This window comes from Plantibacter sp. VKM Ac-2876, from assembly GCF_015350715.1.
GTDB lineage: Bacteria > Actinomycetota > Actinomycetes > Actinomycetales > Microbacteriaceae > Plantibacter > Plantibacter auratus.
In genome coordinates this window covers 1-22,421 of record NZ_JADKSI010000001.1, presented here as the reverse complement: position 1 = coordinate 22,421, position 22,421 = coordinate 1, and the positions used below count along the sequence as shown (strand labels likewise).

Sequence of the window (22,421 nt, the reverse complement as noted above, 5' to 3'; positions counted from 1 at the left end):
ATCCTGCACCCCACCGACACCGCGACCGGCGTCGCGCGCGGTCGCGTGGCCCCGTATGATCCCGCCGCGCGTCGGGCGCGGTGTCCGGTCGAACCGCCGCCCACCTGGATCGCCGCTCGGCTCCATACGGTATGAAGGAGCTATGAGCGTTCGCACCCCTGATCCCAACCCGGAACCCGATCTCCCCGGCAATTCCAATCCGGGCTGGCTGTCGGACGTCGAACTCGAGGAGATCCGCCGCCGGCTCCCGCTGCTGTACGTCGAGGCCGTGCCGGTCCGCGTCGACGGCTTCGGCGTCGTCACCGAGGTGGGCGTCCTGCTCCGGGCCACCGCGCTCGGCGAGATGACGCGCACGCTCGTCTCCGGTCGCGTCATGTACGGCGAGACGATCCGCGACGCGCTCTTCCGTCACCTGGAGAAGGACCTCGGTCCGATGGCGTTCCCGCTGCTCCCCGCGTCGCCCGTGCCGTTCCAGGTGGCCGAGTACTTCCCGTTGCCGGGATTGTCGCCGTACTCCGACGACCGGCAGCACGCCGTCGCGCTGGCGTACGTCGTCCCGGTGACCGGCACCTGCGAACCCCGCCAGGACGCGCTCGAACTCACGTGGATGACACCCGAGGCGGCGTCCTCCGACGCGATCGCCGCCGAGATGGAGGGCGGCCGCGGCACGCTCCTCCGCGCGGCCCTCGCCTCCGTCGGCCGCCTGCGCTAGCCCTTCGGCAGGGTCAGGGACCGGGGGAGCGGCTCAGGGATCGGGGGACCGGCGCGCGTCAGCGGGTGTAGCGGACCTCGTCGATCATCTCGCCGAGGAACGGCTCGGTCTTGGCCCCACCGTCGAGGACGAACCCGTTGCGCTGGTAGAAGCGGTGCGCACGCGGGTTGTCCGCGGCGACCCACAGGAACGAGGGCTGGCCGTCGGGGATGGCGGCGTCGAACAGCTGCTGACCGATCCCGGTGCCGTGCCACGCGTCCAGCAGGTAGATGAAGTAGAGCTCGCGTTCGCGGGGTGCGTCCTCCTCGCGGGCCGGACCCGAACCGGAGAACCCGACGATCTCGCCGTCGACGAGGGCCGCGAAGTGCGTGTACTCGGGGCCCTGTGCGGCCCAGTGGGTCCAGAGCTCGGCCATGCGACGCGGCGACAGCTTCGCGAGCGTCGCAGCGCTGATGAGGTGGTCGTAGGTCTCGTGCCAGGAGGTGGCGTGGACGCGTCCCAGCGACTCGGCATCGACGTCGCGGACGGGGCGGACGACTGCGTTGACGTTCATGGTGGAACCGTATCCCGAGCGCCCCCGTCTCGCGAAATCGAGCGGGTCCGCGAACGGCGAAGCGCCGCCCACCCTGCGGTGGACGGCGCTTCGTTCGAGCGGTTCGCTGCTAGTTGCCGCTGGACGCGCGACGGTTGGTCCGGGGGCGCGAGGACTCGGCGGGAGCGCCCGAGTTCGCGGCGTAGCCGGTGCTGTAGTGCGTGCGGCTGCCACCGGTGGCGGCACCGGCGCCCGCACGGGCACCGCCCGAGCGACCGGCGCCGGAGCGCTGTCCGCCCTGACCACCGTTGCCGCCGGCGGGACGACCGCCACGACGACCGCCGCCGCCCTGGCCGCCCTCGCGAGGAGCGCTGTCGCGGCTCGCGCCGGCACGGGCGCCGTCGCGGTCGCGGTGACCGTTGCCGAGGCCGTTGCCGTCGCGGGCGGCGCGCTTGCGCTGCGCGTTGGCACCCTGCGAGCGACCGCCGCCGCCCTGCTGCTGCACGGCCGCACGCGGCGCGGGCTTCACGTAGGCGGCGACGTCGCCGATGAGCTCGAGGACCGCCGGGGAGGTCGCGGTGACCGCCTGCGGGGTGACGTTGATCTCGGCCTTGCGGAGGAGCTTCTTGAGGTCGTCCATCTGGCCGGGGATCGCGAGGGTGACGACGTCACCGGCGCTGCCCGCACGAGCCGTGCGGCCCGAGCGGTGCAGGTACGCCTTGTGCTCGGTCGGCGGGTCGACGTGGATGACGAGCTCGACGTCGTCGACGTGCACGCCGCGGGCGGCGACGTCGGTGGCGACGAGGACCTTGGCGGTCCCGGCGCTGAAGGCCGCGAGGTTGCGGTCGCGGGCCACCTGCGAGAGGTTGCCGTGCAGGTCGACCGCGGGGATGCCGGAGTCGGTGAGCTGCTTCGCGAGCTTCTTGGCGTGGTGCTTCGTGCGCATGAAGAGGATGCGACGGCCGCTACCCGAGGCGAGGGCCTGGATGAGGTCCTTCTTCGACTCGACCGAGGGGGTCGTGAAGACGTGGTGGGTCATCGCGGCGACGGGCGAGTTCGCCTCGTCGACGGAGTGGAGCACCTCGTTCTGCAGGAACTTGCGGACGAGCTTGTCCACGCCGTTGTCGAGCGTCGCGGAGAACAGCAGACGCTGCCCGCCGCGAGGCGTCTTGTCGAGGATGCGCGTGACGACCGGCAGGAAGCCGAGGTCGGCCATGTGGTCGGCCTCGTCGAGGACGGTGATCTCCACGGCGTCGAGGTTCACGAAGCCCTGCTTCATGAGGTCCTCGAGGCGGCCGGGGCAGGCGATGACGATGTCGACGCCGGCGCGGAGCGCCTCTTCCTGACGCTTCTGCGAGACGCCGCCGAAGATCGTGGTGGTCTTCAGCGAGTAGGCGTCGGCCAGCGGCTGCATGACCGCGGCGATCTGGGTGGCGAGCTCGCGCGTCGGTGCGAGGACGAGTCCGAGCGGGCGACCCGGGCGGCGCTTGCCACCGGCGAGGGCGCCGCCGAGGCGGGCGACCATCGGGATGCTGAAGGCGAGGGTCTTGCCGGAGCCGGTCTTGCCGCGGCCGAGGACGTCGCGTCCACCGAGGGTGTCGGGGAGCGTGTCGATCTGGATGGGGAACGCGCTCGTCTTGCCGTCCTTCGCGAGGGAGGCTACGAGTGGTGCCGGGACGCCGAGGGCGTCGAACGTGATGGTTGCTTCGGTCATGGGTGTGTGTCTCTTTCAGGCACGGCCACGAGCTTCGATGACGGCTGCCGGCGCACACGTGTGCGGTAGCGGGCACTGCCGGGGTGACCACGCACGTGATGACTCACGTGGGTGGTACGGCGTGCTTCCGTCGGCGTCGTCGCTGGTGGGAGGTGGCGAAGGCGCAGGTCGCGCATCCGTTCGCCGTATGAAGTGTCATCGACCCTGGCATGCACCGCTGGGTGCCGTGCAGGGGAGAGAGGGAGCGTTCTACGACGCAAGCGAGTACCGCACCGGATGGCGCGATCGCACGCAAGTTCCTCCAGCGTAGCGCATCGGGCGAGGAGTCTGCTGGGAGTGGCGCGTTACGGCTGTGTTTCCATCTCCTGGAATCGGTCGTCGGCGCTTGACAGTCCGCTGGAGCGGGTGAGTAATGTGTCACCCACCACAAACCCGGATCCGTGTACTGTGTCACACGGTACAGAAAGGCCTGTCGCCCATGAGCTTCGACGAAGACGCCCGAACAGCGAGCACCGCGGTGCACGCGGGAGGCCGGTACGCCGCCGTCGCACCCATCGCGGGAGTCCGCATCCCGCTGGGCGCTCGACAGGTCGCGCTGGGGGACGGCGAACTCGGTGCGTGGCAGCGTCGGAACCGGGTCGCCACCGTCCCGCACTCGATCGAGCAGCTCCGCCTCGCCGGCAACCTCGACAACCTCGCCCGGATCGCCGACCCCGGCGACGGCACGTCGCGCTTCCGCGGGCGCTACCCGTTCCTCGACACGGACGTCTTCAAGACCCTCGAAGGCCTCGCCTACCTGCTCGCCGAGGACGAGCTCGTCGGGGCGGCACCCGGCGATGTCCGCGACTTCTACGAGGAGGCCGTCGGCGTCATCGAAGCCGCGCAGCGCGAGGACGGGTACCTCAACTCCTACTTCCAGGCTCCGGAGATCGAGAAGGAACCCTGGGAGGACCTCGCCTGGGGCCACGAGCTGTACAACCTCGGGCACCTCATCCAGGCGGCGATCGCCGCGAAGCGTCGTCTCGGCGACGACCGTCTGCTGCACGTCGCCCGGGCCTTCGCCGACCTCGCCGTCGAACGGTTCGGACCGGACGGCGACCCGCAGGTGTGCGGGCACCCCGAGGTCGAGATGGCCCTGGTGGAGCTCTTCCGCGAGACCGGCGAGCGGTCCTACCTCGAGCTCGCGAGCGCGTTCATCGACCGACGCGGCCACGGCACGGTCGAGCTCCGGGTCTTCCCCGCCGAGTACTTCCAGGACTCGGCCCCATTGCGCGACCTCGACTCCGTGACCGGACACGCCGTCCGCATGGCGTACCTGGCCGCAGGAGCGACCGACGTCGCCCTCGAACGCGGCGACCAGGAGCTGCTCGCGTCGCTGCAGCGGCTCTGGGACGACATGGTGGAGACGAAGCTCTACCTCACGGGCGGCCTCGGGAGTCGACACTCCGACGAGGCGATCGGCGACCGCTACGAGTTGCCGTCCGAACGCTCCTACAGCGAGACGTGCGCCGCGATCGCCGTCATGCAGTGGGGCTGGCGCCTGTACCTCGCGACCGGGTCGGCGGCCGTCCTCGACACCGTCGAGACCGTCCTCTACAACGCGTACGCCGCCGGCCTCTCCGCGGACGGCATGGCCTTCTTCTACGACAACCCGCTGCAGCGTCGCCCCGACCACCTGCAGCGGTCGGGGGCGGAGGCGGACGGCGAACTCCTCAGGCGGAGCTGGTTCGGATGCCCGTGCTGCCCGCCGAACATCGTGCGTTGGACCGCGGAACTGCAGGATCACCTCGCGACGTCGACCCCCGCTGGTGTCGAAATCGCCCACCTCACCGCGGCGTCGATCACGACCGAGCGGCTCTCCGTCACCGTCGACACCGCGTATCCGTGGGACGGAGCGGTCACCGTGACGGTGGACACCGCCGCCGACGACGAGGTCGAGCTCGCGATCCGCATCCCCGCGTGGGTCGTGGGCGGCTCCATCCGCGTGGGCGGATCGACCACGCCGCTCGAACCCGTCGACGGGTGGATCCGTGTCCGGCGCTGGTGGCGTGCGGGCGACACCGTGGAGCTCGATCTCCCGATGCCCGTCCGGGCGCACGGCGCGCACCCCTCCGTCGACGCCCTCCGTGGCTCGATCGCCTTCGTCCGCGGACCGATCGTCTCCTGCGCCGAGCAGCAGGACACGACGGCGGACCTCGACCTCCTGCGGTTCTCCGGAGCCGACGCGGATCGCACGGTGGTCGAGCGCCGTCGGATCCTCGACCGGGAGGGGATCGACGCCGTCGCACTCCTCGTCCCGGCGGTCGTCGACGCCCCCGCTCCGGCCGTGCTCTACCCGGTCCTCTCCGGTGCGCCCGACGCCGAGCCGGCCGCGGCACCGCTCGCCGACACCGAGACGACGGCCTCGCTGACACAGACCACCGCGACTCTCATCCCCTACGCCCTCTGGGGCAACCGCGAACCGGGCGCCATGCGCGTCTGGTTCCGCGCCCGCTGACCTCCTCCCGTCCCCCGACCCCGCTCCACCCTCTCCACCCGCGGGCGACCCGCCCGATCGACACGAAAGCAGAGCGTCATGAAGCAACGATTCTCCATCCCCGCCCTCGCGGCGGCGGCCGTCCTCCTCCTCGCGGGGTGTACCTCCGCGGGTTCGGGCTCGGGAGGTGACGGCCCGTCCAGCACCCCGGTGAAGGGCGGCACCGTCGACGTCCTCCTGAACGCGGACTTCTCGCACCTCGACCCGGTCCAGGGCTTCGACGGCGGCGTGAACAACTTCTACCGCCTCATCTACCGCACGTTGACGACGCAGTCCACGGGCGAGGGCGCCAAGGGCACCGAGATGGTCCCCGACCTCGCGACCGACCTCGGCACGGTGAGCGACGACGGACTCCAGTGGACGTTCACGCTCAAGGACGACCTCAAGTTCGAGGACGGCACGCCGATCACGAGCAAGGACGTGAAGTTCGGCGTCGAGCGATCCTTCGACCCGGCCATCGCCGTCGGATCGCCCTACGCCCGCCTCACGATCGCCGGCACGGACTCGTACGAGGGCCCGTACATCACGGGTGACCTGCCGTCCATCCAGACGCCGGACGACCAGACCATCGTCTTCACGCTCAAGGAGCCGTTCGCCGACTTCGCGAGCGTCGTCGGGCAGAACAGCTTCACGCCCTTCCCCGCCGACACCGAGCGGGTGACGACGACGAGCCTCGACAAGATGCCGATCGCCTCCGGCCCCTACAAGGTCGACAGCTACGAGCGCGGTTCGCAGCTGAAGCTCGTCCGCAACGACTCGTGGGACCCGAAGACGGACGACGTCCGCAAGGCCTACCCGGACGGCTTCGACTTCACCTTCGGCCTCGACGCCTCGACCATCGACGAGCGCATGATCGCCGGCCAGGGTGACGACGCGAACGCGATCGCCGGGTCCGTCCAGGCGGCCTCCATCTCCCGGATCCAGACGCCGGCACTCAAGGCACGGACCATCGCCGGTCTCCAGGGCTGCACCACGTACATGGGCCTGAACACGACCAAGCCGAACATGGACAACCCGCTGGTCCGCCAGGCCATCGCGTACGCCATCGACCGCGAGTCGGTGAAGGACGCCTCGGGCGGATCGCAGCTCGCGGACATCGCGACCACCATGCTGCCGCCCACCGTCGCCGGCCACACCGAGTTCGACCTCTACCCGAGCAAGGACAACGCAGGCGACCCGGAGAAGGCCAAGGAACTCCTCGCCGAGGCGGGCCTGCCCGACGGCTTCTCCTTCACGCTCGACATCCGCAGCCAGCCCAAGATGCAGGCGCAGGCCGAGGCGGTGCAGCAGGCGCTCGCGAAGGCAGGCATCACGGTGAACTTCAACCTCATCGACACCTCGACCTACTACGAGGTCATCGGCACGACGTCGCAGCAGAACGACGCCGCCATCACCGGCTGGTGCCCGGACTGGGCCTCCGGCTCGACCTTCCTGCCGCCGCTCTTCGACGGCTCGCAGATCTTCCCGAAGGGCAACTCGAACATCGCGCAGCTGAACGACCCCGCCGTCAACGAGCGCATCGCCGAGATCCGCGCGATGACCGACACCGACGAGGCCAACGCCGCCTGGGGCGCGCTCGACGAGCAGATCCAGAAGCTCGTGCCGACGGTGCCGCTGCTGTTCGAGAAGACGGTCATGGTCGTCGGAGCCAACGTCGCCGGTGCGTACTCGCACGCCGGGTACTCCGGTGGCATCGACTACGTGTCCGTCGGCCTGTCCTCGGCCGGCAAGTAGTCGGAAAGCCGGTAGCCGCAGATGTCGTCGTCCGTTCCCAGTGAGCTGACCACCGTCGCCGAGGAGGTGGGTGCGCCGGTCGGTGCGCCCACCCCCGCGCGGCGGGTGATCGCCACCCTCCGCTCCAGCCCGCCGGTGCTGCTCAGCGTCGCGTTCATCGTGCTCGTCGTGCTGCTCGCGATCCTCGCCCCGCTGATCACCGCCATCAGCGGCTGGGGTCCGTACACCTTCGACAAGTCGGCGGTGGACTCCGACCTCGGCGGCGTGCCGATCGGCAACCTCGGCGGGATCTCCGCCGAGCACTGGTTCGGGGTCGAACCCGGGAACGGACGCGACATCTTCGCGCGCATCGCCTTCGGTGCGCAGGTGTCGCTGTCGATCGCCGTCTCGGCGACGATCGTCACGACCGTGCTCGGCGTCGTGCTCGGCATGCTCGCCGGCTTCTACGGCGGGTGGGTCGACCAGGTCGTCTCCCGCGTCATGGACTTCCTCATGGCGTTCCCGTCGCTCATCTTCATGATCGCGCTCCTGTCGGCCCTGCCCGCCGGCAACCGACCGGTCCTGCTCGTCGTGGTGCTGAGCCTCTTCGGCTGGCCGTACACCGCCCGGGTGGTGCGCGGTCAGGCGATGTCGCTGCGGACGAGCGAGTTCGTCGAATCGGCGCGCGCGTCGGGCGCCGGGGGCATCCGCATCGTCTTCCGCGAGATCCTGCCGAACCTCCGCGGCACCATCATCGTCCTGGCCACCCTCGCCGTCCCCGGTTACATCGGCACGGAGGCTGGCCTCTCCTTCCTCGGCGTCGGTGTCACCCCGCCCACGCCGAGCTGGGGTCAGATGATCGCGACCGCGGTCGGCTGGTACGCGGTCGACCCGATGTACTTCCTGATCCCCGGCACCTTCCTGTTCCTCACGGTGCTGTCCTTCACCGTGCTCGGCGACCGCCTGCGCAAGGCCCTCGACTCGGGAGACGCCGCCTCATGACCCTCTACCTCCTGCGCCGCATCGCGTCGGCGATCGGCATCCTGCTGCTCATCAGCCTCTTCACCTACGTCATCTTCTTCCTGCTGTCGCCCGACCCGGCGGTGCAGATCTGCGGCAAGACCTGCACCCCCGACCGCATCGACCAGATCCGGGCGCAGCTCGGGCTCGACCAGCCGTTCTGGCAGCAGTACCTCGAGTTCATCCGGGGGATCGTCATGGGCCGGAGCTACGGGGAGGGCGCCTCCGCGGTCTCCTGCGCGGCGCCGTGCCTCGGCTTCAGCTTCCAGACCAACGAGTCCGTCATGGACATGATCACCGCGCGCTTCCCCGTGACCGCGACGGTCGCGATCGGTGCGGCGGTCCTCTGGCTGCTCGTCGGCGTCAGCGGCGGCCTGCTCAGCGCCGTCAAGCAGGGGACCGGCTGGGACCGTGGGGCGATGATGGTCGCGCTCGCCGGCATCAGCCTGCCGAACTACTTCCTCGCGCTCCTCCTGCAGTACGTCCTCGTGGTGCAACTGCAGATCCTGCCGTTCCCGCAGGCCGTGCCGTTCGCCGAGGACCCGGTCCGGTGGTTCCAGAACTACCTCATGCCGTGGATCGTGCTCGCCCTCGGCTACGCGTCGATGTACGCGAGGCTCGTCCGGGCGAACGTCATCGACACCCTCGGTGAGAACTTCATGCGGACCGCCCGGGCGAAGGGCCTGCCCGCGCCGCTCATCCTGCGCCGCCACGCGTTGCGCCCGGCGCTCACCCCCGTCGTCACGCTCTTCGGCATGGACTTCGCGGGCCTCCTCGGTGGCGCCCTCATCACCGAGACGGTGTTCGGACTGAACGGCGTCGGCAAGCTCGCCGCCGACTCGATCGCGAAGAACGACCAGCCCGTCATCATGGGCGTCACCCTCCTGGCCGCGTTCTTCGTGGTCATCGGCAACGTCGTGGTCGACGTCGTGTACACGTTCCTCGACCCGAGAGTGAGAGTGAAGAGCGCATGAGCCCCACCGTCACCAGGACCATCTCCCTGCCCGTCCCCGGGGCGGCGCTGCTCGAGGTCGACGACCTCACGGTCACCTTCCCGACCACCTCCGGCGACGTCGACGTGGTGCGGAAGGCGTCGTTCGCGGTCCAGCACGGCCAGACCCTCGGCATCGTGGGCGAGTCCGGCTCCGGCAAGTCGATGACCTCGCTCGCGATCATGGGACTGCTTCCGAACGGCGGGCGCACGACCGGCAGCGTCCGGCTGAGCGGACACGAGCTCGTCGGTCGCAGCGACCGCGAGATGCGTCGCGTCCGCGGCGACCGGATCGCGATGGTCTTCCAGGACCCGCTCTCCTCGCTCAACCCGTACTACACCGTCGGGCTGCAGATCGAGGAGGCGTACCGCGCCCATCGTGGCGGTTCCCGGAAGGCAGCCAGGGCCGTCACGATCGAGGCTCTCGAACGGGTCCGCATCGCCGACGCCTCCCGACGCGTCGACCACTACCCGCACCAGTTCTCGGGCGGCATGCGGCAGCGCATCATGATCGCGATGGCGCTCTGCCTGGAACCCGACCTGCTCATCGCGGACGAACCGACGACGGCGCTCGACGTCACCGTCCAGGCGCAGATCCTCGACCTCCTCTCCGAACTGCAACGGGAGACCGGCACCGGCATGATCTTCATCACCCACGACCTCGCCGTGGTCAGTCAGGTCGCCGACGACGTGCTCGTCATGCGCGGCGGCGACCCCGTCGAGATGGGCACCGCCGAGCAGATCTTCTCCCGGCCGCAGGCGCCGTACACCCGCGCACTGCTCGACGCCCTTCCGCGGATCGACGACCCGTTCACCGAGCGCCCGACGGCACCCGCCACGACCGGAGAGGGACAGGCATGAACGACGCACCAGTGCTCCTGCAGGCCACCGGGCTCACGAAGGACTTCACGACCAAGGGTGACGGGGCGTTCCGCGCCCGCACCACCCAGTTCCGCGCCGTCGACGACGTCGGGTTCACCGTCCGCTCGGGCGAGACGCTCGGCATCGTCGGGGAGTCGGGCAGCGGCAAGTCGACGACCGCGCGGATGATCGCGAAGCTCATCGAACCCACCGCCGGCACGATCACCTTCGACGGCGAGGACGTCACCACCGCGCGTGGGCCGGCGCTCGCCGCGTTCCGGACGAAGGTGCAGGTCGTCTTCCAGGACCCGTTCTCCTCCCTGAACCCCCGGCACACCGTCGAGCGCATCGTGTCGGCCCCGCTCGACTACCAGGGCATCACCCCGAAGCAGGGCAAGCGCGCCCTCGTGCGCGACCTGCTCGACCGCGTCGGCCTGAACCCCGACCACCTCCAGCGATACCCGCGGCAGTTCTCCGGCGGCCAGGCCCAGCGCATCGGGATCGCCCGGGCGCTCGCCGTCTCCCCGAAGCTCGTGATCTGCGACGAGGCGGTGTCGGCGCTCGACGTGTCGGTGCAGGCACGCATCATCGACCTGTTGCGCGACCTGCAGGCCGAGCGCGGCCTGAGCTACCTGTTCATCGCGCACGACCTCGCCGTCGTGCGGCAGATCGCCCACGACGTCGCCGTCATGCACCGGGGCAAGGTGGTCGAGCAGGGTGACCGCGAGGCGATCTTCGACCACCCGCAGGACGAGTACACGAAGACCCTGCTCGCCGCCGTGCCCACGATCGACCCGAGCTGGGAGGCCGCGCGTGCCACCATGCTCGAACAGGAGCGGACGCACGGATCGGCCGCCGGAAGGACAGAGGCATGACCCACCGCACCACCACCTCCCTGCTGCCGGGGATCCACGTGACCGACCACACGGTCGACGTCCCGCTCGACTGGCGACGGCCCGACGACGGCCGCACGATCAGCGTGTTCGCCCGCGAACTCGTCGACCCCCTGCGTCGCGACGAGCAGCTCCCGGTCCTCGTGTTCCTCCAGGGCGGACCGGGCGGCAAAGGCCCGCGTCCGGTGTCCAGGGACGGCTGGGTCGCCGAGGCCCTCCGCACCTTCCGCCTCGTGCTGCTCGACCAGCGCGGCACCGGCCGGAGCACCAGGATCGACGGGCGGTCCATCGCGGCCGTCGGTGACGCTGCCGCACAGGCCGAGTACCTGGAACGCTTCCGGGCCGACTCGATCGTCGACGACGCCGAGTACCTGCGCCGCACCGTCTTCGGTGGCCGTCGCTGGTCGACGCTCGGTCAGAGCTACGGCGGGTTCCTCACCCTCACCTACCTCTCGCGAGCCCCGGAGGGACTGGCCGCCTGTTACGTCACGGGCGGTCTCGCGGGCATCCACCCGTCGGCGGCGGAGGTCTACCGCCGCACCTATCCGCGCACCGAGCGCAAGAACCGGGTCTTCGCCGAGCGGTACCCCCAGGACGTCGAGACCGTCTCGCGGATCGCCGACCGGCTCGCCGCGGAGGAGGTGCTCCTGCCGGACGGCGACCGACTCACCGTGCGGCGCTTCCAGAACCTCGGGATCGACTTCGGGATGAAGCCCGGCTACGAGCGCCTCCACTGGCTGCTCGACGAGGCGTTCGACAGCGGCCACCGCCTGAGCGACACCTTCCTGGCGCAGGTCTGGGGGAGGACGTCCTACGTCGACAACCCCCTCTTCATCGCCCTGCAGGAGAGCATCTACGGTGCCGCCGGCTCGGGGGCGACCGCGTGGGCGGCTCAGGCCGAGCGCGATGCACGGCCGGCGTTCGCCGAGACGGCCAGGCCGCTGCTGTTCACGGGCGAGATGGTGTACCCCTGGATGTTCGAGGAGATCCGATCGCTCCGACCCTTCCAGGGTGCGGTGGAGCGACTGGCGGCCAAGACCGACTGGGATCCGCTGTACGACCCCGCGGTCCTGCAGACGAGCACGGTGCCGCTCGCCGCGGCCGTGTACTACGACGACATGTACGTGGACGCGCAGCTGCAGTTGGAGACGGTCGACGCCGTCGGCGGGGCGACCGCCTGGGTCACGAACGAGTACGAGCACGACGGGATCCAGGACGCCGCCGTGGTGCGCCGCCTGTTCTCGATGGTGGACGAGCGCGGCGGCCGTCGCGCGGATGAGGAGCAGGCATGACCGACACGCAGCAGCAGGCACCCGAGCAGACGGCGGGCCTCGCGCCGGCCACCACGGAGGCACCCGCCACGTCCATGCCGCGCCCGGCGAACCCGGACCCGAAGCTGCCCCGCCTGGCCGAGGTTCCGGCGTTCCGCGAGTTCCTCGGCACCGGCTGGGGCACTCCTGACCGCACGCCGCCGGTCGAGCCCGGGATCGCCGCGGCCGCAGCCGAGCACCGTCGTCGGCTGGGGGAGGCCTTCGTCGGGCGGACGCTCGTCGTCGCCGCCGGTCGCGCGCCCGTCCGGGCCAACGACTCGAACTACGACTTCCGCCCCGACAGCGACTTCTTCTGGCTCACCGGCTGCTCCGCCGAGGACGCGGTCCTCGTGCTGCGACCGAGCGGTGCCGGTCACGACGCCACGTTGTACGTCCCGGCACCGGCACACCCGGGCGAGACCGGCTTCTTCGCCGACGCCAACCACGGCGAGCTCTGGGTCGGCTCCGCGCCGGGGCCGGCCGACTGGTCGGCGGTCCTCGACCTCCGCGTGGAGGTTCTCGCCGCGCTGCCCGACGCGCTCCGAGGCGTCGAACGACCGCTCCTCGCGGGGACCCTGACCTCGCGGCATCGCGCGCTCGAGCCGCTGACGGTCGCGCCGGAACTCGGCCGCGTGCTCTCGGAACTGCGCATGATCAAGGACGCGTGGGAGATCGCGGAACTGCGGCGAGCGGTCGACGCGACCGTCGGCGGCTTCTCCGCCGTGATCCGGGAGCTGCCGACGGCCGTCGCCGGCGGCGGTGAGCGCTGGCTGCAGGGGACCTTCGACCGACACGCCCGCACCACGGGGAACGGCCCCGGCTACTCGACCATCGTCGGGAGCGGCGCGCACGCACCCACGCTCCACTGGGTGCGGTGCGACGGCCCGGTCCGCCCCGAGGACGCGATCCTGCTCGACATGGGCGTGGAGACGCGTGCGTTCTACACGGCGGACGTCACCCGCACCTTCCCCGTCTCGGGCACCTTCAGCCCGGAGCAGCGGCGCGTCCACGACCTCGTCGAGGCGTCCCACCGCGCCGGGATGGCCGCCGTCCGTACGGGCCGTGACTTCACCGACTTCCACCACGCCGCCATGGAGGTCATCGCGCAGGGACTGCACGACTGGGACCTCCTGCCGGTGTCCGTCGACGAGGCGCTCAGCCCGATGGGGCAACAGCACCGGCGGTACCTCGTGTGCGGCATCGGTCACCACCTCGGCCTCGACGTGCACGACTGCGCGAAGTCCTCCTACGAGGCCTACCAGGGTGGCTCGATGGCCCCCGGCATGGTCCTCACGGTCGAGCCGGGGCTGTACTTCCACGCCTTCGACGAGACGGTTCCACCGGAACTGCGCGGTATCGGCGTCCGGCTCGAGGACGACCTCCTCGTGACGGCCGACGGCGCCGAGGTGCTGTCGGATGCGCTGCCCATCGACGCGTCGGGGATCGAAGCGTGGATGCGCGCCCAGTAACCTGAGCGGACCGTGGTGGGAGACGAAGGATGGGAGTCGCGATGAGCATGTCGGCGATCCGACCGGCCGAGCAGCGCCTGAGCCTGCGGGCGCAGGTGGAGCGGGCGGTGTCCGCGGCGATCATCTCGGGCGAGCTCGCGCCGGGGACGATGATCTCGGTACCGACGTTGGCGGTGCAGTTCAACGTCTCGGCGACCCCCGTCCGCGAAGCGATGCTCGACCTCGAGAAGCGCGACTTCGTTGAGGCGGTCCGGAACAAGGGGTTCCGCGTCACGGTCGTCAGCGAGGCCTCGCTCCGCAACACGGCGCAGATCCGCCAGCTGCTCGAGCCACCCGCGATGGCGGACCTGGCGGAGGTCTTCGACCACGGGTCGCTGCCCGAGCTGCGGCAGCAGGCGGACGACATCGTGGCCGGTGCCCGCGACGGCGACCTGACCCGGTATCTCGAAGCCGACCAGGCGTTCCACCTCGCGCTCACGGCGAAGCTCGGCAACCCGCTGCTCGTCGAGCTCGTCGCCGACCTCCGCGGACGCACCCGGCTCGTGGGGTTGGCAGCCATGCTCGACTCGCAGCAGCTCGACCGCTCGGCCGTGGAGCACCACGAGCTCCTCGACGCCCTCGAGCGGGGTGACGGGGTCGCGGCTCGCGAGCTCATGCACCGACACATCGGGCACACCACCGGCTGGTGGGCCGGCAAGCCCGAATCCGACGCCGAGTAGCCCTGGGCGTGCGTGCGCGGACCTCGACCAGGATCCGCGATCGTACACGCTTGCCTGTTCAGTGAATGTGTGACACATTACTGAAAGCCCTTCCCTGTACCGACCGAGAGGACCGCCCATGACCCGCATCGTCATCGTCGGCGCCGGCATCGTCGGTGCGGCCTGCGCGCGGATCCTCGCCCGCCGCGGCGCCGAGGTCGTCGTACTCGACCGTTCGGCGGCCGCCGGCGGTACGAGCGGCTCGGGGGAGGGGAACCTCCTCGTCTCCGACAAGGGGCCCGGCCCCGAACTCGACCTCGCCCGGTACGCCTCACGCCTCTGGCCCGTCGTCACCGCCGAGCTCGCGGCCGAACTGGGACCGACCTTCCCGAGCATCGAGTTCGAGCGCAAGGGCGGCATCGTTGTCGCTACCACCGAGGCCGGCGCGCAGCCCCTGCTCGACTTCGCCGCCGCCCAGCGCGCCGCCGGCGTCGACGCCAGACCCCTCACCGAGGACGAGCTGCTCGCGGCGGAGCCGTCGATCACCCGCTCGTCCACGGCGGCCGTCCACTATCCCGAGGACGCACAGGTCCAGCCCGTCATCGCCACGGAGGCCCTGCTCGCCTCGGCCCGGCGTGCAGGCGCGATCGTGCGCACCGGCGTCACCGTGACGGGCGGCGTCCGGAGTGCGACCGGTCGCCTCACGGGTGTCCGTACCTCCGTGGGCGACGTCTCGGGCGACGCGGTCCTCGTCTGCGCCGGACCGTGGTCGGCCGAACTCGGCGACCTGCTCGGCGCACCCGTCCCGGTCCGTCCCCGTCGCGGCATGGTGCTCGTCACCACCCGCATGCCGCACCGCGTGCACCACAAGGTCTACGACGGCGACTACTTCGGGGCCACGCAGTCGAGCGACGCCTCGCTCCAGACCTCGAGCGTCGTCGAGTCGACCGCCGCGGGCACCGTCCTCATCGGATCGAGCCGGCAGCAGATCGGGTTCGACGCGCGCCTCGACGTCGACGTGCTCCGCGAGGTCGCGGCGAAGTCGCTGCGCCTCTTCCCGCTCCTCCGCGACGCGTCGGTCATGCGGAGCTACGGCGGCTTCCGACCGTACATGCCCGACCACCTCCCGGTCATCGGCCCCGACCACCGCGTGGACGGCCTGTGGCACGCGACCGGCCACGAGGGCGCCGGCATCGGACTGGCCCTCGCGACCGCTGAACTCATCGCCGCCCGCCTGCTCGGTGGATCCACCGACCTCGACGACGCCCCGTTCCAACTCGACCGCCCGGGCCTCGCCCCGCACTTGCGCGTCGACCGACCGGCGGAGGTGGTCTGATGGTCTCGAGACGACTGCCCGCGACGGACGACCGCATCGTGCCCGGCACGGAAGACGCGCTGCGCATCGACCTCGACGGGACGCCCGTCGACGGACTCCGCGGCCAGACGATCGCCGGCGTCCTGTTGGGCTCCGGCGTCCTCGCCTGGCGCCGCACCAGCGGCTCCGGGAAGCCACGGGGCGTCTTCTGCGGCATCGGGGTCTGCTTCGACTGCATCGTCACGGTGAACGGCCAACGGGACGTCCGTGCCTGCCAGCGTCGCGCCGCGGACGGCGACCGCATCGAGACACAGCACGACGCCCTCCCGGAACCCACGACGGAGAACGACCCGTTCGGGGACCGGACATGAGCGCCCGGCAGCGTGAGGTCGTCGTCGTCGGTGCAGGTCCCGCCGGCCTCCAGGCCGCGCTCGCCGCCCGGGCCCTCGGCGCCGCCGTCACGCTGCTCGACGCCTCGGACGAGCTCGGCGGTCAGTACTGGCGGCACCTGCCGGCCAGCCGGCCGTCGGCGGCCGAGGCCTCGCTGCATCACGGGTTCGAGCGCTTCGTCGCCATGCGCGCGGCGCTCGACGCCGACGACGGCTGCACGGTGATCACCGAGGCGCAGGTGTGGGCGATCGACGTCGACCGCGCCGCCGCCGATCACGGGTCGGACGTCACCTCCGGGGCGACCGGCCTGCGTCTGCACGTCCTGGTCGGACCGCCGGACGGCGCCGACCGCACGCCGCTCACCCTCCGGCCGGACGCGCTCGTCCTCGCGACCGGTGCGCACGACCGCACGCTGCCGTTCCCCGGCTGGGACCTCCCCGGCGTCTTCTCGGCCGGTGCCGCCCAGGCCCTCGCGAAGGGCGAGCGGGTCACCGTCGGTCAGCGGGTGGTCGTGGCCGGCGCCGGACCGTTCCTGTTGCCGGTGGCCGCTTCCTTGACCGCGACCGGATCACGCGTCCTCGGTGTCTACGAGGCCACGACCGTCGGCGGACTCGCCAGGGGCTGGCTCCCCAAGCCCTGGCAACTGCTCGGCGTGACCGGGAAGGCCGGTGAGCTGCTCGGCTACGTCGGCGGCCACCTCCGCCACCGGATCCCGTACCGCGTCGGTCACGCCGTGGTCGCCGCGCACGGCACCGACCGGGTCGAGCGCGTGACCATCGCCGCCGTCGACGCCGACTGGTCGCCGATCCCCGGGACCGAGCGCACGGTCGAAGCGGACGCCGTGTGCGTCAGCCACGGGTTCACCCCACGGCTCGAACTGCCCGTCGCGGTCGGCTGCGCGCTCACCGAAGCCCGGTTCGTCCAGGTCGACGCCGAGCAGCGCACGAGCGTCCCGACCGTCTTCGCGGCCGGGGAGATCACCGGGATCGGGGGCGTCGACGCCGCGCTCGCCGAGGGCGCGATCGCGGGACACGCTGCGGCCGGCGGACTCCCCGGTGCCTCCGGGATCCGTGCCGCCGTGAGCCGGCGCGACACGTTCCTCGCCTTCGCCGACCGGCTCGAACGCGCCCACGGCATCCGGGCCGGCTGGAGCGACTGGCTCGACGACGACACCACCATCTGCCGCTGCGAGGAGGTCGACTACGGCTCGTTGCGCACGACGGCGACCGCCACCTGCGCGACCGGCCTGCGCTCGCTCAAACTCAGCACGCGTGCCGGGCTCGGGATCTGCCAGGGCCGCGTGTGCGGTCGCACCGTCGAGGAGCTCCTCCACCGCGTCGCCTCCGAATCCGGCGGTGACGGCCTCATCGACGGTGTCTCGAGCGACCGCCGGCCCATCGCCTCCCCGCTGCGCATCGGCGAACTCGCCGCGCAGGCACCGGGACACCCTCCCCACGAACCGCCGTCGACCCCGACGGCCGAACACCCAGGATGACCGACCGGTCTCCGCACCACTCCCTCGGAAAGGAACCACCCATGGCCAAGCAGTTCGACCTCGGCGGCGTCATCGTCGCGACCACCCTCGCGTTCAAGGAGGACGCCTCGGCGCCCGCAGGCCTCGCCGTCGACTACGACCGCTTCGCCGAGCACTGCAACTGGCTCATCGAGAACGGCTGCCGCGGCGTCGGCCCGAACGGCTCGCTCGGTGAGTACTCGTCGCTGACGGACGCCGAGCGTCGCAAGGTCATCCAGGTCGCGGTCGACACCGTCGGCGACCGCGGCCTCGTCGTCGCCGGTGTGCACGGGGTCGGCTGGCACCAGGCCCAGCAGTGGGCCGAGTACGCGAAGGAGGACGGTGCGGACGGCGTCCTGCTCCTGCCGCCCACCATCTACCGGGCGAACGACGACGAGGTCATCGAGCACTACAGCCGCGTGGACGAGGTCGGCCTGCCGATCATGGCCTACAACAACCCCATCGACACCAAGGTCGACCTCACGCCCGACCTGCTCGTCGAGCTCGCCAAGCTCGAGCACGTCGTCGCCGTGAAGGAGTTCTCGGCCGACATCCGTCGTGTGCTCGAGATCCAGGACAAGACCGACCTCGACGTCATCGCGGGGGCGGACGACCTCCTCTTCGAGTCCCTCGTCGCCGGCGCGGTCGGCTGGTTCGCCGGCTACCCGAACGCCTTCCCGCGCGAGGCCGTCGAGCTGTACACGCTCGTCACCTCGGGACGTGTCGACGAGGCCCGCACCCTCTACCGTGAGCTCGTCCCCGTCTTCGGGTGGGACTCCAAGACGGAGTTCGTCCAAGCCATCAAGCTGTCGATCGACATCGCCGGCGAGAGCTACGGTGGTCCGACGCGTCCGCCGCGCGGTCCGCTGAACGCCCTCCAGACGGAGCAGGTCACGGCGCAGACGCGTCGCGCGCTCGACTACCTCGCGGCACGCTGAGCCTGGCGGCCGACGCGACACCCCGACCCCGACCACCCGTCCTGAGAGGCACACCATGAAGTCCTCCCGCATGATCAGTGCGGTCGACTCGCACACCGAGGGCATGCCGACCCGCGTCGTCACCGGCGGGGTCGGCGTGATCCCCGGCGCGACCATGAACGAGAAGCGCCTCCACTTCATGGAGCACCTCGACGACCTGCGGCTCTTCCTCATGAACGAGCCGCGCGGTCACGCGGCGATGAGCGGGGCGATCCTGCAGCCGTCCACGCGTGCGGACTGCGACTGGGGCGTCGTGTACATCGAGGTGTCCGGCTGCCTGCCGATGTGCGGGCACGGCACCATCGGGGTCGCGACGGTCCTCGTGGAGACCGGCATGGTGGAGGTCGTCGAGCCGGTCACGACGATCCGGCTCGACACCCCCGCCGGACTCGTGATCGCGCGGGTCGACGTCAGCGACAGGCACGCCGACCGCGTGACGATCGAGAACGTCCCGAGCTACGTCGACCGCCTCGACGCCACGATCGAGGTGCCGGGCCTCGGCACCGTGCCGTACAGCCTCGCGTTCGGCGGCAACTTCTACGCGATGGTCGACCTCGACGACGTGGGCCTGCCCTTCGACCGCGATCGTCAGCAGGACATCCTCGACGCGGGCCTGCGGATCATGGCGGCGATCAACGAGCAGGCGCCGCCCGTGCACCCCGAGATCGCCGGGCTCGACCACTGCCACCACGTCGAGTTCATCGCGCCGGGATCCGACGCCGCGCTGTCCCGGCATGCGATGGCCATCTTCCCGGGGTGGTTCGACCGCTCGCCCTGTGGCACCGGCACCTCGGCGCGCATGGCCGAGCTCTGGGCCCGCGGTGAGCTGCCGCTCGACCAGGACTTCGTCAACGAGTCCTTCATCGGCAGCCGGTTCACCGGCCGACTGATCGCCGAGACGACGGTGGCGGGCCGGCCGGCCGTCATCCCGACCATCTCCGGTCGGGCCTGGGTCACCGGTATCGGCTCCTACCTCCTCGACCCCGCCGATCCGTTCCCGACCGGCTTCCAGTTCTGAACCACACCACGATCCCGGAGGATCACATGACGACCACGCCAGCCCCCGACGCCACCATCGCTGAGACCACCCCCGAGCAGCTCGAGGAGGTCCTCCGGGGAGCCGCCGCGGCGGCACCCGCGTGGGCCGCGACGCCGGCGGACGCCCGTGCGCGAGCGCTCGTCGCCGTCGCCGACGCCCTGCAGGCCCACGCGGACGAGCTCGTCCCCGTCGGCATGCAGGAGACGGGTCTCGCCGAGGCCCGGCTCCGCGGCGAGCTCCTCCGCACCGCCGTGCAGCTGCGGCTCTTCGCGGAGACGATCGTCGACGGCTCCTACCTCGACGTCCGGATCGACGAGGCCGACCCGGACTTCGCGCTCGGCGCGCGCCCGGAACTCCGCCGCGTCCTCGTGCCGCTCGGCCCGGTCCTGAACTTCGCGGCGAGCAACTTCCCGTTCGCCTTCTCCGTCGCCGGTGGTGACACCGCGTCGATCCTCGCGGCCGGATGCCCGGTGATCCTCAAGGTGCACGACGGCCACCCGCGGCTCTCGCTCGCGACGGCGGCCGTCGTCGAGGCCGCGCTCCGGGCGTCCGGGGCTCCTGACGGCGTCTTCCAGACGATCATCGGCCAGGAGGCCGGCGTGGTCGCCCTGCAGGACGAGCGCGTCCGGGCCGGCTCCTTCACGGGCTCCCTGCGGGCCGGCCGGATCCTCGCGGACCTCGCGACGGCGCGCCCCGTCCCGATCCCGTTCTTCGGCGAGCTCGGCAGCGTCAACCCCGTGTTCGTGACGCAGACCGCCCTCGACGAGTCCGCAACGGCCATCGCGACGGGATTCGTCACGAGTGTCGCGGGCTCGGCGGGTCAGCTGTGCACGAAGCCCGGCTTCGTCTACCTGCCGGACGGCGCGGGGCTCGACGAGTCGATCCGTGAGGCCGCTGCGGCGGTTCCCGAGCACCGACTCCTGAACGACCGCATCACGGCCGGGTACCAGGCGAGGCGCGACACGATCCTCGGCACCGACGGTGTGCGGGTCATCGCCGAGGGTTCGCTGCGGGTCGACGAGGACGGCGACGGCTGGGCGACCCCCACGATCGTCGCGGTCTCACTCGACGCGCTGCGGGCCGGTCGGGACGCCCTGCTCGACGAGGCCTTCGGTCCGTTGTCGATCCTCGTCGAGGTCCCGGCCGGTGCGGCGTTCGCACCGCTCGTGCCGGAGTTCTGCGAGGGCAACCTGACGGCTACCCTGCACGCCGGTGCCGACGAGACGAGCGACGACCTCGTGGAGCTCGTCCAGCAGCTCTCGGCGCACGCCGGCCGGGTGCTGTTCGGCGGTTGGCCCACCGGCGTCGCCGTCACGCCGGCCATGCAGCACGGCGGACCATGGCCGGCGACGACGAACGACTCGAGCACCTCGGTGGGGACGGCCGCGATCATCCGTTTCCTGCGGCCGGTCGCGTTCCAGAACATGCCGGACCGGTTCCTTCCGGAGGTGCTGCGATCGTCGGCCACCGGTGTCCCGCGCACGGTCGCGCCCGCGGGCGAGTCGACGCACTGGGGCGAGGCGGCTCAGCGCTGACGAACGGCTGGCCGGCCGCCGGCGGGTGCAGCGTCAGATGGCGCCCTCGACCGTCGCGCCGACCTCGTCGTCCTCCTCGTCGCCGGGGAGCGGCGGGTCGTAGGCCCAGCTCGGCGCGAGGGCCTTGATGCGGGCACCGCGCCACTGCCACGTCGCCCACAGCGGGTACCAGTAGAGCGGGGCGATCGCGCCGGTGATCACGAGTCGGTCGCGGTACAGGGTCTTCGTCGGGTCGTGCTTGTCGCGGGCGACCGCCATCTGGTGGTCCCAGCCGGCGAGCTTGCTGAGCGGCCCGCTGACCGGGTCGCCCTGGTCGTGGAGGATGCGGGTGCCGTCGCGGCGCTCGATGAACTCGAGGTCGATGATCTGGTCGCCGACCGGGATCGCACCGGCGGCCTTCACACGGACGCGGTGCGCTCCCGGCTCCCAGATGGTGGGGAACCCGTCGGCGTCGAGCGCCTCGAGTCCCATGACGGGGCTGTAGAGCTCCCGCAGGACGGCCGGGGAGCGGAGTGCCCGCCAGGCGACGTCGACATCACAGTCCAGGACGAGTTTCAGCATCACGCGCATGCCTCAGTGTCGCATGTGCGGCTCGGCGGCTGCAGGGGGTGCGCCGGTAGGGAAGACTGTGCCTATGGCGATCCGGTACTGGCTGGGCGTGATCCAGCGGGATCACGTCGTCCTCGGCGTCCGTCACGGCTTCGTGCAGATCAACCACGGGCAGCGCGGCGGTCTCGACCAGATGCGCGAGTCCGACGGGTTCGTGTACTACTCGCCGCGGGTCAGCACTCCGGACGGCGAGCCGCTCAAGGCGTTCACCGCGATCGGGCGGGTCTCCGACGACACCGTCTACCAGGCGGCCGTGCCGCGACCGGACGGTGCCGATTGGCGGCCCTGGCGGCGGAGTGTCGACTGGTACCCGGACGCGGTCGAGGCGCCCATCCGTCCGATGCTCGCGCTCCTCGACTTCACGAGCTTCACCCGGAACTGGGGTGTCCAGCTCCGCCGGGGGTTCCTCGAGCTCAGTCGTCACGACTTCGAGCTCATCCGCAACGAGATGCGTCCGCCCCACCCCGACGACCGTCGTTTCCCCACCGCCTCCCGCTGACCCCTGCCCTTGCGCCAGCGCGGTGCGCTGACGTCACCGCGGGTCTGGCGCGTGAGCGCGCCCCTCCGGAGGCCCGCGCTCACGCGCCAGACCCG

20 protein-coding genes are annotated in these 22,421 nt (G+C 71.2%); 17 read left to right on the top strand and 3 right to left on the bottom strand.

Annotation, left to right across the window (positions count from 1 at the left end; all coding sequences use genetic code 11):
• Nucleotides 1-142: 142 nt before the first annotated feature.
• Nucleotides 143-712 carry an NUDIX hydrolase family protein gene (locus tag ITJ62_RS00100; RefSeq protein ID WP_064294286.1) on the top strand — a complete coding sequence of 190 codons (570 nt, stop codon included), beginning with the start codon at nucleotides 143-145 and terminating at the stop codon, nucleotides 710-712.
• Nucleotides 713-770: 58 nt separating this feature from the next.
• Here the strand turns inward: ITJ62_RS00100 and ITJ62_RS00095 are convergent, their stop codons facing one another.
• Both ITJ62_RS00095 and ITJ62_RS00090 read right to left on the bottom strand, forming a co-directional pair.
• Complete coding sequence (locus tag ITJ62_RS00095) at nucleotides 771-1,265, bottom strand: GNAT family N-acetyltransferase (RefSeq protein WP_085511004.1); 495 nt, start codon at nucleotides 1,263-1,265, stop codon at nucleotides 771-773.
• 109 nt (nucleotides 1,266-1,374) lie between these two features.
• On the bottom strand, nucleotides 1,375-2,958 hold the full coding sequence (locus ITJ62_RS00090; protein WP_194599217.1) for a DEAD/DEAH box helicase: 1,584 nt from the start codon (nucleotides 2,956-2,958) through the stop codon (nucleotides 1,375-1,377).
• Nucleotides 2,959-3,436: 478 nt separating this feature from the next.
• Here ITJ62_RS00090 and ITJ62_RS00085 point away from each other — a divergent pair, with 478 nt between their 5' ends.
• The 15 genes from ITJ62_RS00085 (at nucleotide 3,437) to ITJ62_RS00015 (ending at nucleotide 21,218) form a co-directional block, all read left to right on the top strand.
• Nucleotides 3,437-5,455, top strand: coding sequence for a glycoside hydrolase family 127 protein (locus ITJ62_RS00085; protein ID WP_194599216.1), 2,019 nt, complete (start codon nucleotides 3,437-3,439; stop codon nucleotides 5,453-5,455).
• A 78-nt stretch (nucleotides 5,456-5,533) separates the two neighbouring features.
• Entirely contained in the window at nucleotides 5,534-7,228 is a 1,695-nt protein-coding gene (locus tag ITJ62_RS00080; protein ID WP_079705216.1) for an ABC transporter substrate-binding protein, read from the top strand.
• Nucleotides 7,229-7,273: 45 nt separating this feature from the next.
• Nucleotides 7,274-8,209 carry an ABC transporter permease gene (locus ITJ62_RS00075; protein ID WP_064294392.1) on the top strand — a complete coding sequence of 312 codons (936 nt, stop codon included), beginning with the start codon at nucleotides 7,274-7,276 and terminating at the stop codon, nucleotides 8,207-8,209.
• On the top strand, nucleotides 8,206-9,201 hold the full coding sequence (locus ITJ62_RS00070) for an ABC transporter permease (RefSeq protein ID WP_079705218.1): 996 nt from the start codon (nucleotides 8,206-8,208) through the stop codon (nucleotides 9,199-9,201). The genes ITJ62_RS00075 and ITJ62_RS00070 overlap by 4 nt, the downstream gene beginning before the upstream one ends.
• The gene (locus ITJ62_RS00065) at nucleotides 9,198-10,079 is read left to right on the top strand and encodes an ABC transporter ATP-binding protein (RefSeq protein ID WP_194599215.1); all 882 of its coding nucleotides are present in this window, start codon (nucleotides 9,198-9,200) and stop codon (nucleotides 10,077-10,079) included. Before ITJ62_RS00070 ends, ITJ62_RS00065 begins: the two co-directional genes overlap by 4 nt.
• A complete protein-coding gene (locus tag ITJ62_RS00060; RefSeq protein ID WP_194599214.1) occupies nucleotides 10,076-10,954 on the top strand; it encodes an ABC transporter ATP-binding protein in 879 nt (292 codons plus the stop codon). The genes ITJ62_RS00065 and ITJ62_RS00060 overlap by 4 nt, the downstream gene beginning before the upstream one ends.
• Nucleotides 10,951-12,264 (top strand): alpha/beta fold hydrolase, encoded by a 1,314-nt coding sequence (locus tag ITJ62_RS00055; RefSeq protein ID WP_194599213.1) that lies wholly within the window; start codon nucleotides 10,951-10,953, stop codon nucleotides 12,262-12,264. Before ITJ62_RS00060 ends, ITJ62_RS00055 begins: the two co-directional genes overlap by 4 nt.
• Nucleotides 12,261-13,751, top strand: coding sequence for an aminopeptidase P family protein (locus tag ITJ62_RS00050; protein ID WP_370581768.1), 1,491 nt, complete (start codon nucleotides 12,261-12,263; stop codon nucleotides 13,749-13,751). Before ITJ62_RS00055 ends, ITJ62_RS00050 begins: the two co-directional genes overlap by 4 nt.
• A gap of 41 nt (nucleotides 13,752-13,792) precedes the next feature.
• A complete protein-coding gene (locus ITJ62_RS00045) occupies nucleotides 13,793-14,470 on the top strand; it encodes a GntR family transcriptional regulator (protein ID WP_191940596.1) in 678 nt (225 codons plus the stop codon).
• A 118-nt stretch (nucleotides 14,471-14,588) separates the two neighbouring features.
• Nucleotides 14,589-15,785, top strand: coding sequence for an FAD-binding oxidoreductase (locus ITJ62_RS00040; RefSeq protein ID WP_194599212.1), 1,197 nt, complete (start codon nucleotides 14,589-14,591; stop codon nucleotides 15,783-15,785).
• Complete coding sequence (locus ITJ62_RS00035; RefSeq protein ID WP_194599211.1) at nucleotides 15,785-16,135, top strand: (2Fe-2S)-binding protein; 351 nt, start codon at nucleotides 15,785-15,787, stop codon at nucleotides 16,133-16,135. Before ITJ62_RS00040 ends, ITJ62_RS00035 begins: the two co-directional genes overlap by 1 nt.
• Nucleotides 16,132-17,649 carry an FAD-dependent oxidoreductase gene (locus ITJ62_RS00030; RefSeq protein ID WP_194599210.1) on the top strand — a complete coding sequence of 506 codons (1,518 nt, stop codon included), beginning with the start codon at nucleotides 16,132-16,134 and terminating at the stop codon, nucleotides 17,647-17,649. Before ITJ62_RS00035 ends, ITJ62_RS00030 begins: the two co-directional genes overlap by 4 nt.
• 41 nt (nucleotides 17,650-17,690) lie before the next feature.
• Nucleotides 17,691-18,605: a dihydrodipicolinate synthase family protein gene (locus ITJ62_RS00025; RefSeq protein ID WP_194599209.1), complete on the top strand. Its 915-nt coding sequence runs from the start codon at nucleotides 17,691-17,693 to the stop codon at nucleotides 18,603-18,605.
• A gap of 55 nt (nucleotides 18,606-18,660) precedes the next feature.
• Complete coding sequence (locus tag ITJ62_RS00020) at nucleotides 18,661-19,662, top strand: proline racemase family protein (RefSeq protein ID WP_194599208.1); 1,002 nt, start codon at nucleotides 18,661-18,663, stop codon at nucleotides 19,660-19,662.
• Nucleotides 19,663-19,688: 26 nt separating this feature from the next.
• Complete coding sequence (locus ITJ62_RS00015; RefSeq protein ID WP_194599207.1) at nucleotides 19,689-21,218, top strand: aldehyde dehydrogenase (NADP(+)); 1,530 nt, start codon at nucleotides 19,689-19,691, stop codon at nucleotides 21,216-21,218.
• A 33-nt stretch (nucleotides 21,219-21,251) separates the two neighbouring features.
• On the opposite strand, the gene ITJ62_RS00010 is transcribed toward ITJ62_RS00015, so the two are convergent.
• A complete protein-coding gene (locus tag ITJ62_RS00010; RefSeq protein ID WP_079705227.1) occupies nucleotides 21,252-21,788 on the bottom strand; it encodes a hypothetical protein in 537 nt (178 codons plus the stop codon).
• A gap of 64 nt (nucleotides 21,789-21,852) precedes the next feature.
• Between ITJ62_RS00010 and ITJ62_RS00005 the strand changes: the two genes are divergently transcribed.
• A complete protein-coding gene (locus ITJ62_RS00005) occupies nucleotides 21,853-22,326 on the top strand; it encodes an EVE domain-containing protein (protein WP_079705228.1) in 474 nt (157 codons plus the stop codon).
• The last annotated feature ends 95 nt before the right edge of the window (nucleotides 22,327-22,421 follow it).

Coding starts and splice junctions, on each gene's coding strand:
- ITJ62_RS00030 (WP_194599210.1), top strand. CDS start 16,132: ATGAGCGCCCGGCAGCGTGAGGTCGTCGTCGTCGGTGCAGGTCCCGCC.
- ITJ62_RS00080 (WP_079705216.1), top strand. CDS start 5,534: ATGAAGCAACGATTCTCCATCCCCGCCCTCGCGGCGGCGGCCGTCCTC.
- ITJ62_RS00010 (WP_079705227.1), bottom strand. CDS start 21,788: ATGCGCGTGATGCTGAAACTCGTCCTGGACTGTGATGTCGACGTCGCC.
- ITJ62_RS00005 (WP_079705228.1), top strand. CDS start 21,853: ATGGCGATCCGGTACTGGCTGGGCGTGATCCAGCGGGATCACGTCGTC.
- ITJ62_RS00090 (WP_194599217.1), bottom strand. CDS start 2,958: ATGACCGAAGCAACCATCACGTTCGACGCCCTCGGCGTCCCGGCACCA.
- ITJ62_RS00025 (WP_194599209.1), top strand. CDS start 17,691: ATGGCCAAGCAGTTCGACCTCGGCGGCGTCATCGTCGCGACCACCCTC.
- ITJ62_RS00065 (WP_194599215.1), top strand. CDS start 9,198: ATGAGCCCCACCGTCACCAGGACCATCTCCCTGCCCGTCCCCGGGGCG.
- ITJ62_RS00070 (WP_079705218.1), top strand. CDS start 8,206: ATGACCCTCTACCTCCTGCGCCGCATCGCGTCGGCGATCGGCATCCTG.
- ITJ62_RS00060 (WP_194599214.1), top strand. CDS start 10,076: ATGAACGACGCACCAGTGCTCCTGCAGGCCACCGGGCTCACGAAGGAC.
- ITJ62_RS00035 (WP_194599211.1), top strand. CDS start 15,785: ATGGTCTCGAGACGACTGCCCGCGACGGACGACCGCATCGTGCCCGGC.
- ITJ62_RS00020 (WP_194599208.1), top strand. CDS start 18,661: ATGAAGTCCTCCCGCATGATCAGTGCGGTCGACTCGCACACCGAGGGC.
- ITJ62_RS00085 (WP_194599216.1), top strand. CDS start 3,437: ATGAGCTTCGACGAAGACGCCCGAACAGCGAGCACCGCGGTGCACGCG.
- ITJ62_RS00015 (WP_194599207.1), top strand. CDS start 19,689: ATGACGACCACGCCAGCCCCCGACGCCACCATCGCTGAGACCACCCCC.
- ITJ62_RS00055 (WP_194599213.1), top strand. CDS start 10,951: ATGACCCACCGCACCACCACCTCCCTGCTGCCGGGGATCCACGTGACC.
- ITJ62_RS00040 (WP_194599212.1), top strand. CDS start 14,589: ATGACCCGCATCGTCATCGTCGGCGCCGGCATCGTCGGTGCGGCCTGC.
- ITJ62_RS00100 (WP_064294286.1), top strand. CDS start 143: ATGAGCGTTCGCACCCCTGATCCCAACCCGGAACCCGATCTCCCCGGC.
- ITJ62_RS00095 (WP_085511004.1), bottom strand. CDS start 1,265: ATGAACGTCAACGCAGTCGTCCGCCCCGTCCGCGACGTCGATGCCGAG.
- ITJ62_RS00045 (WP_191940596.1), top strand. CDS start 13,793: ATGAGCATGTCGGCGATCCGACCGGCCGAGCAGCGCCTGAGCCTGCGG.
- ITJ62_RS00050 (WP_370581768.1), top strand. CDS start 12,261: ATGACCGACACGCAGCAGCAGGCACCCGAGCAGACGGCGGGCCTCGCG.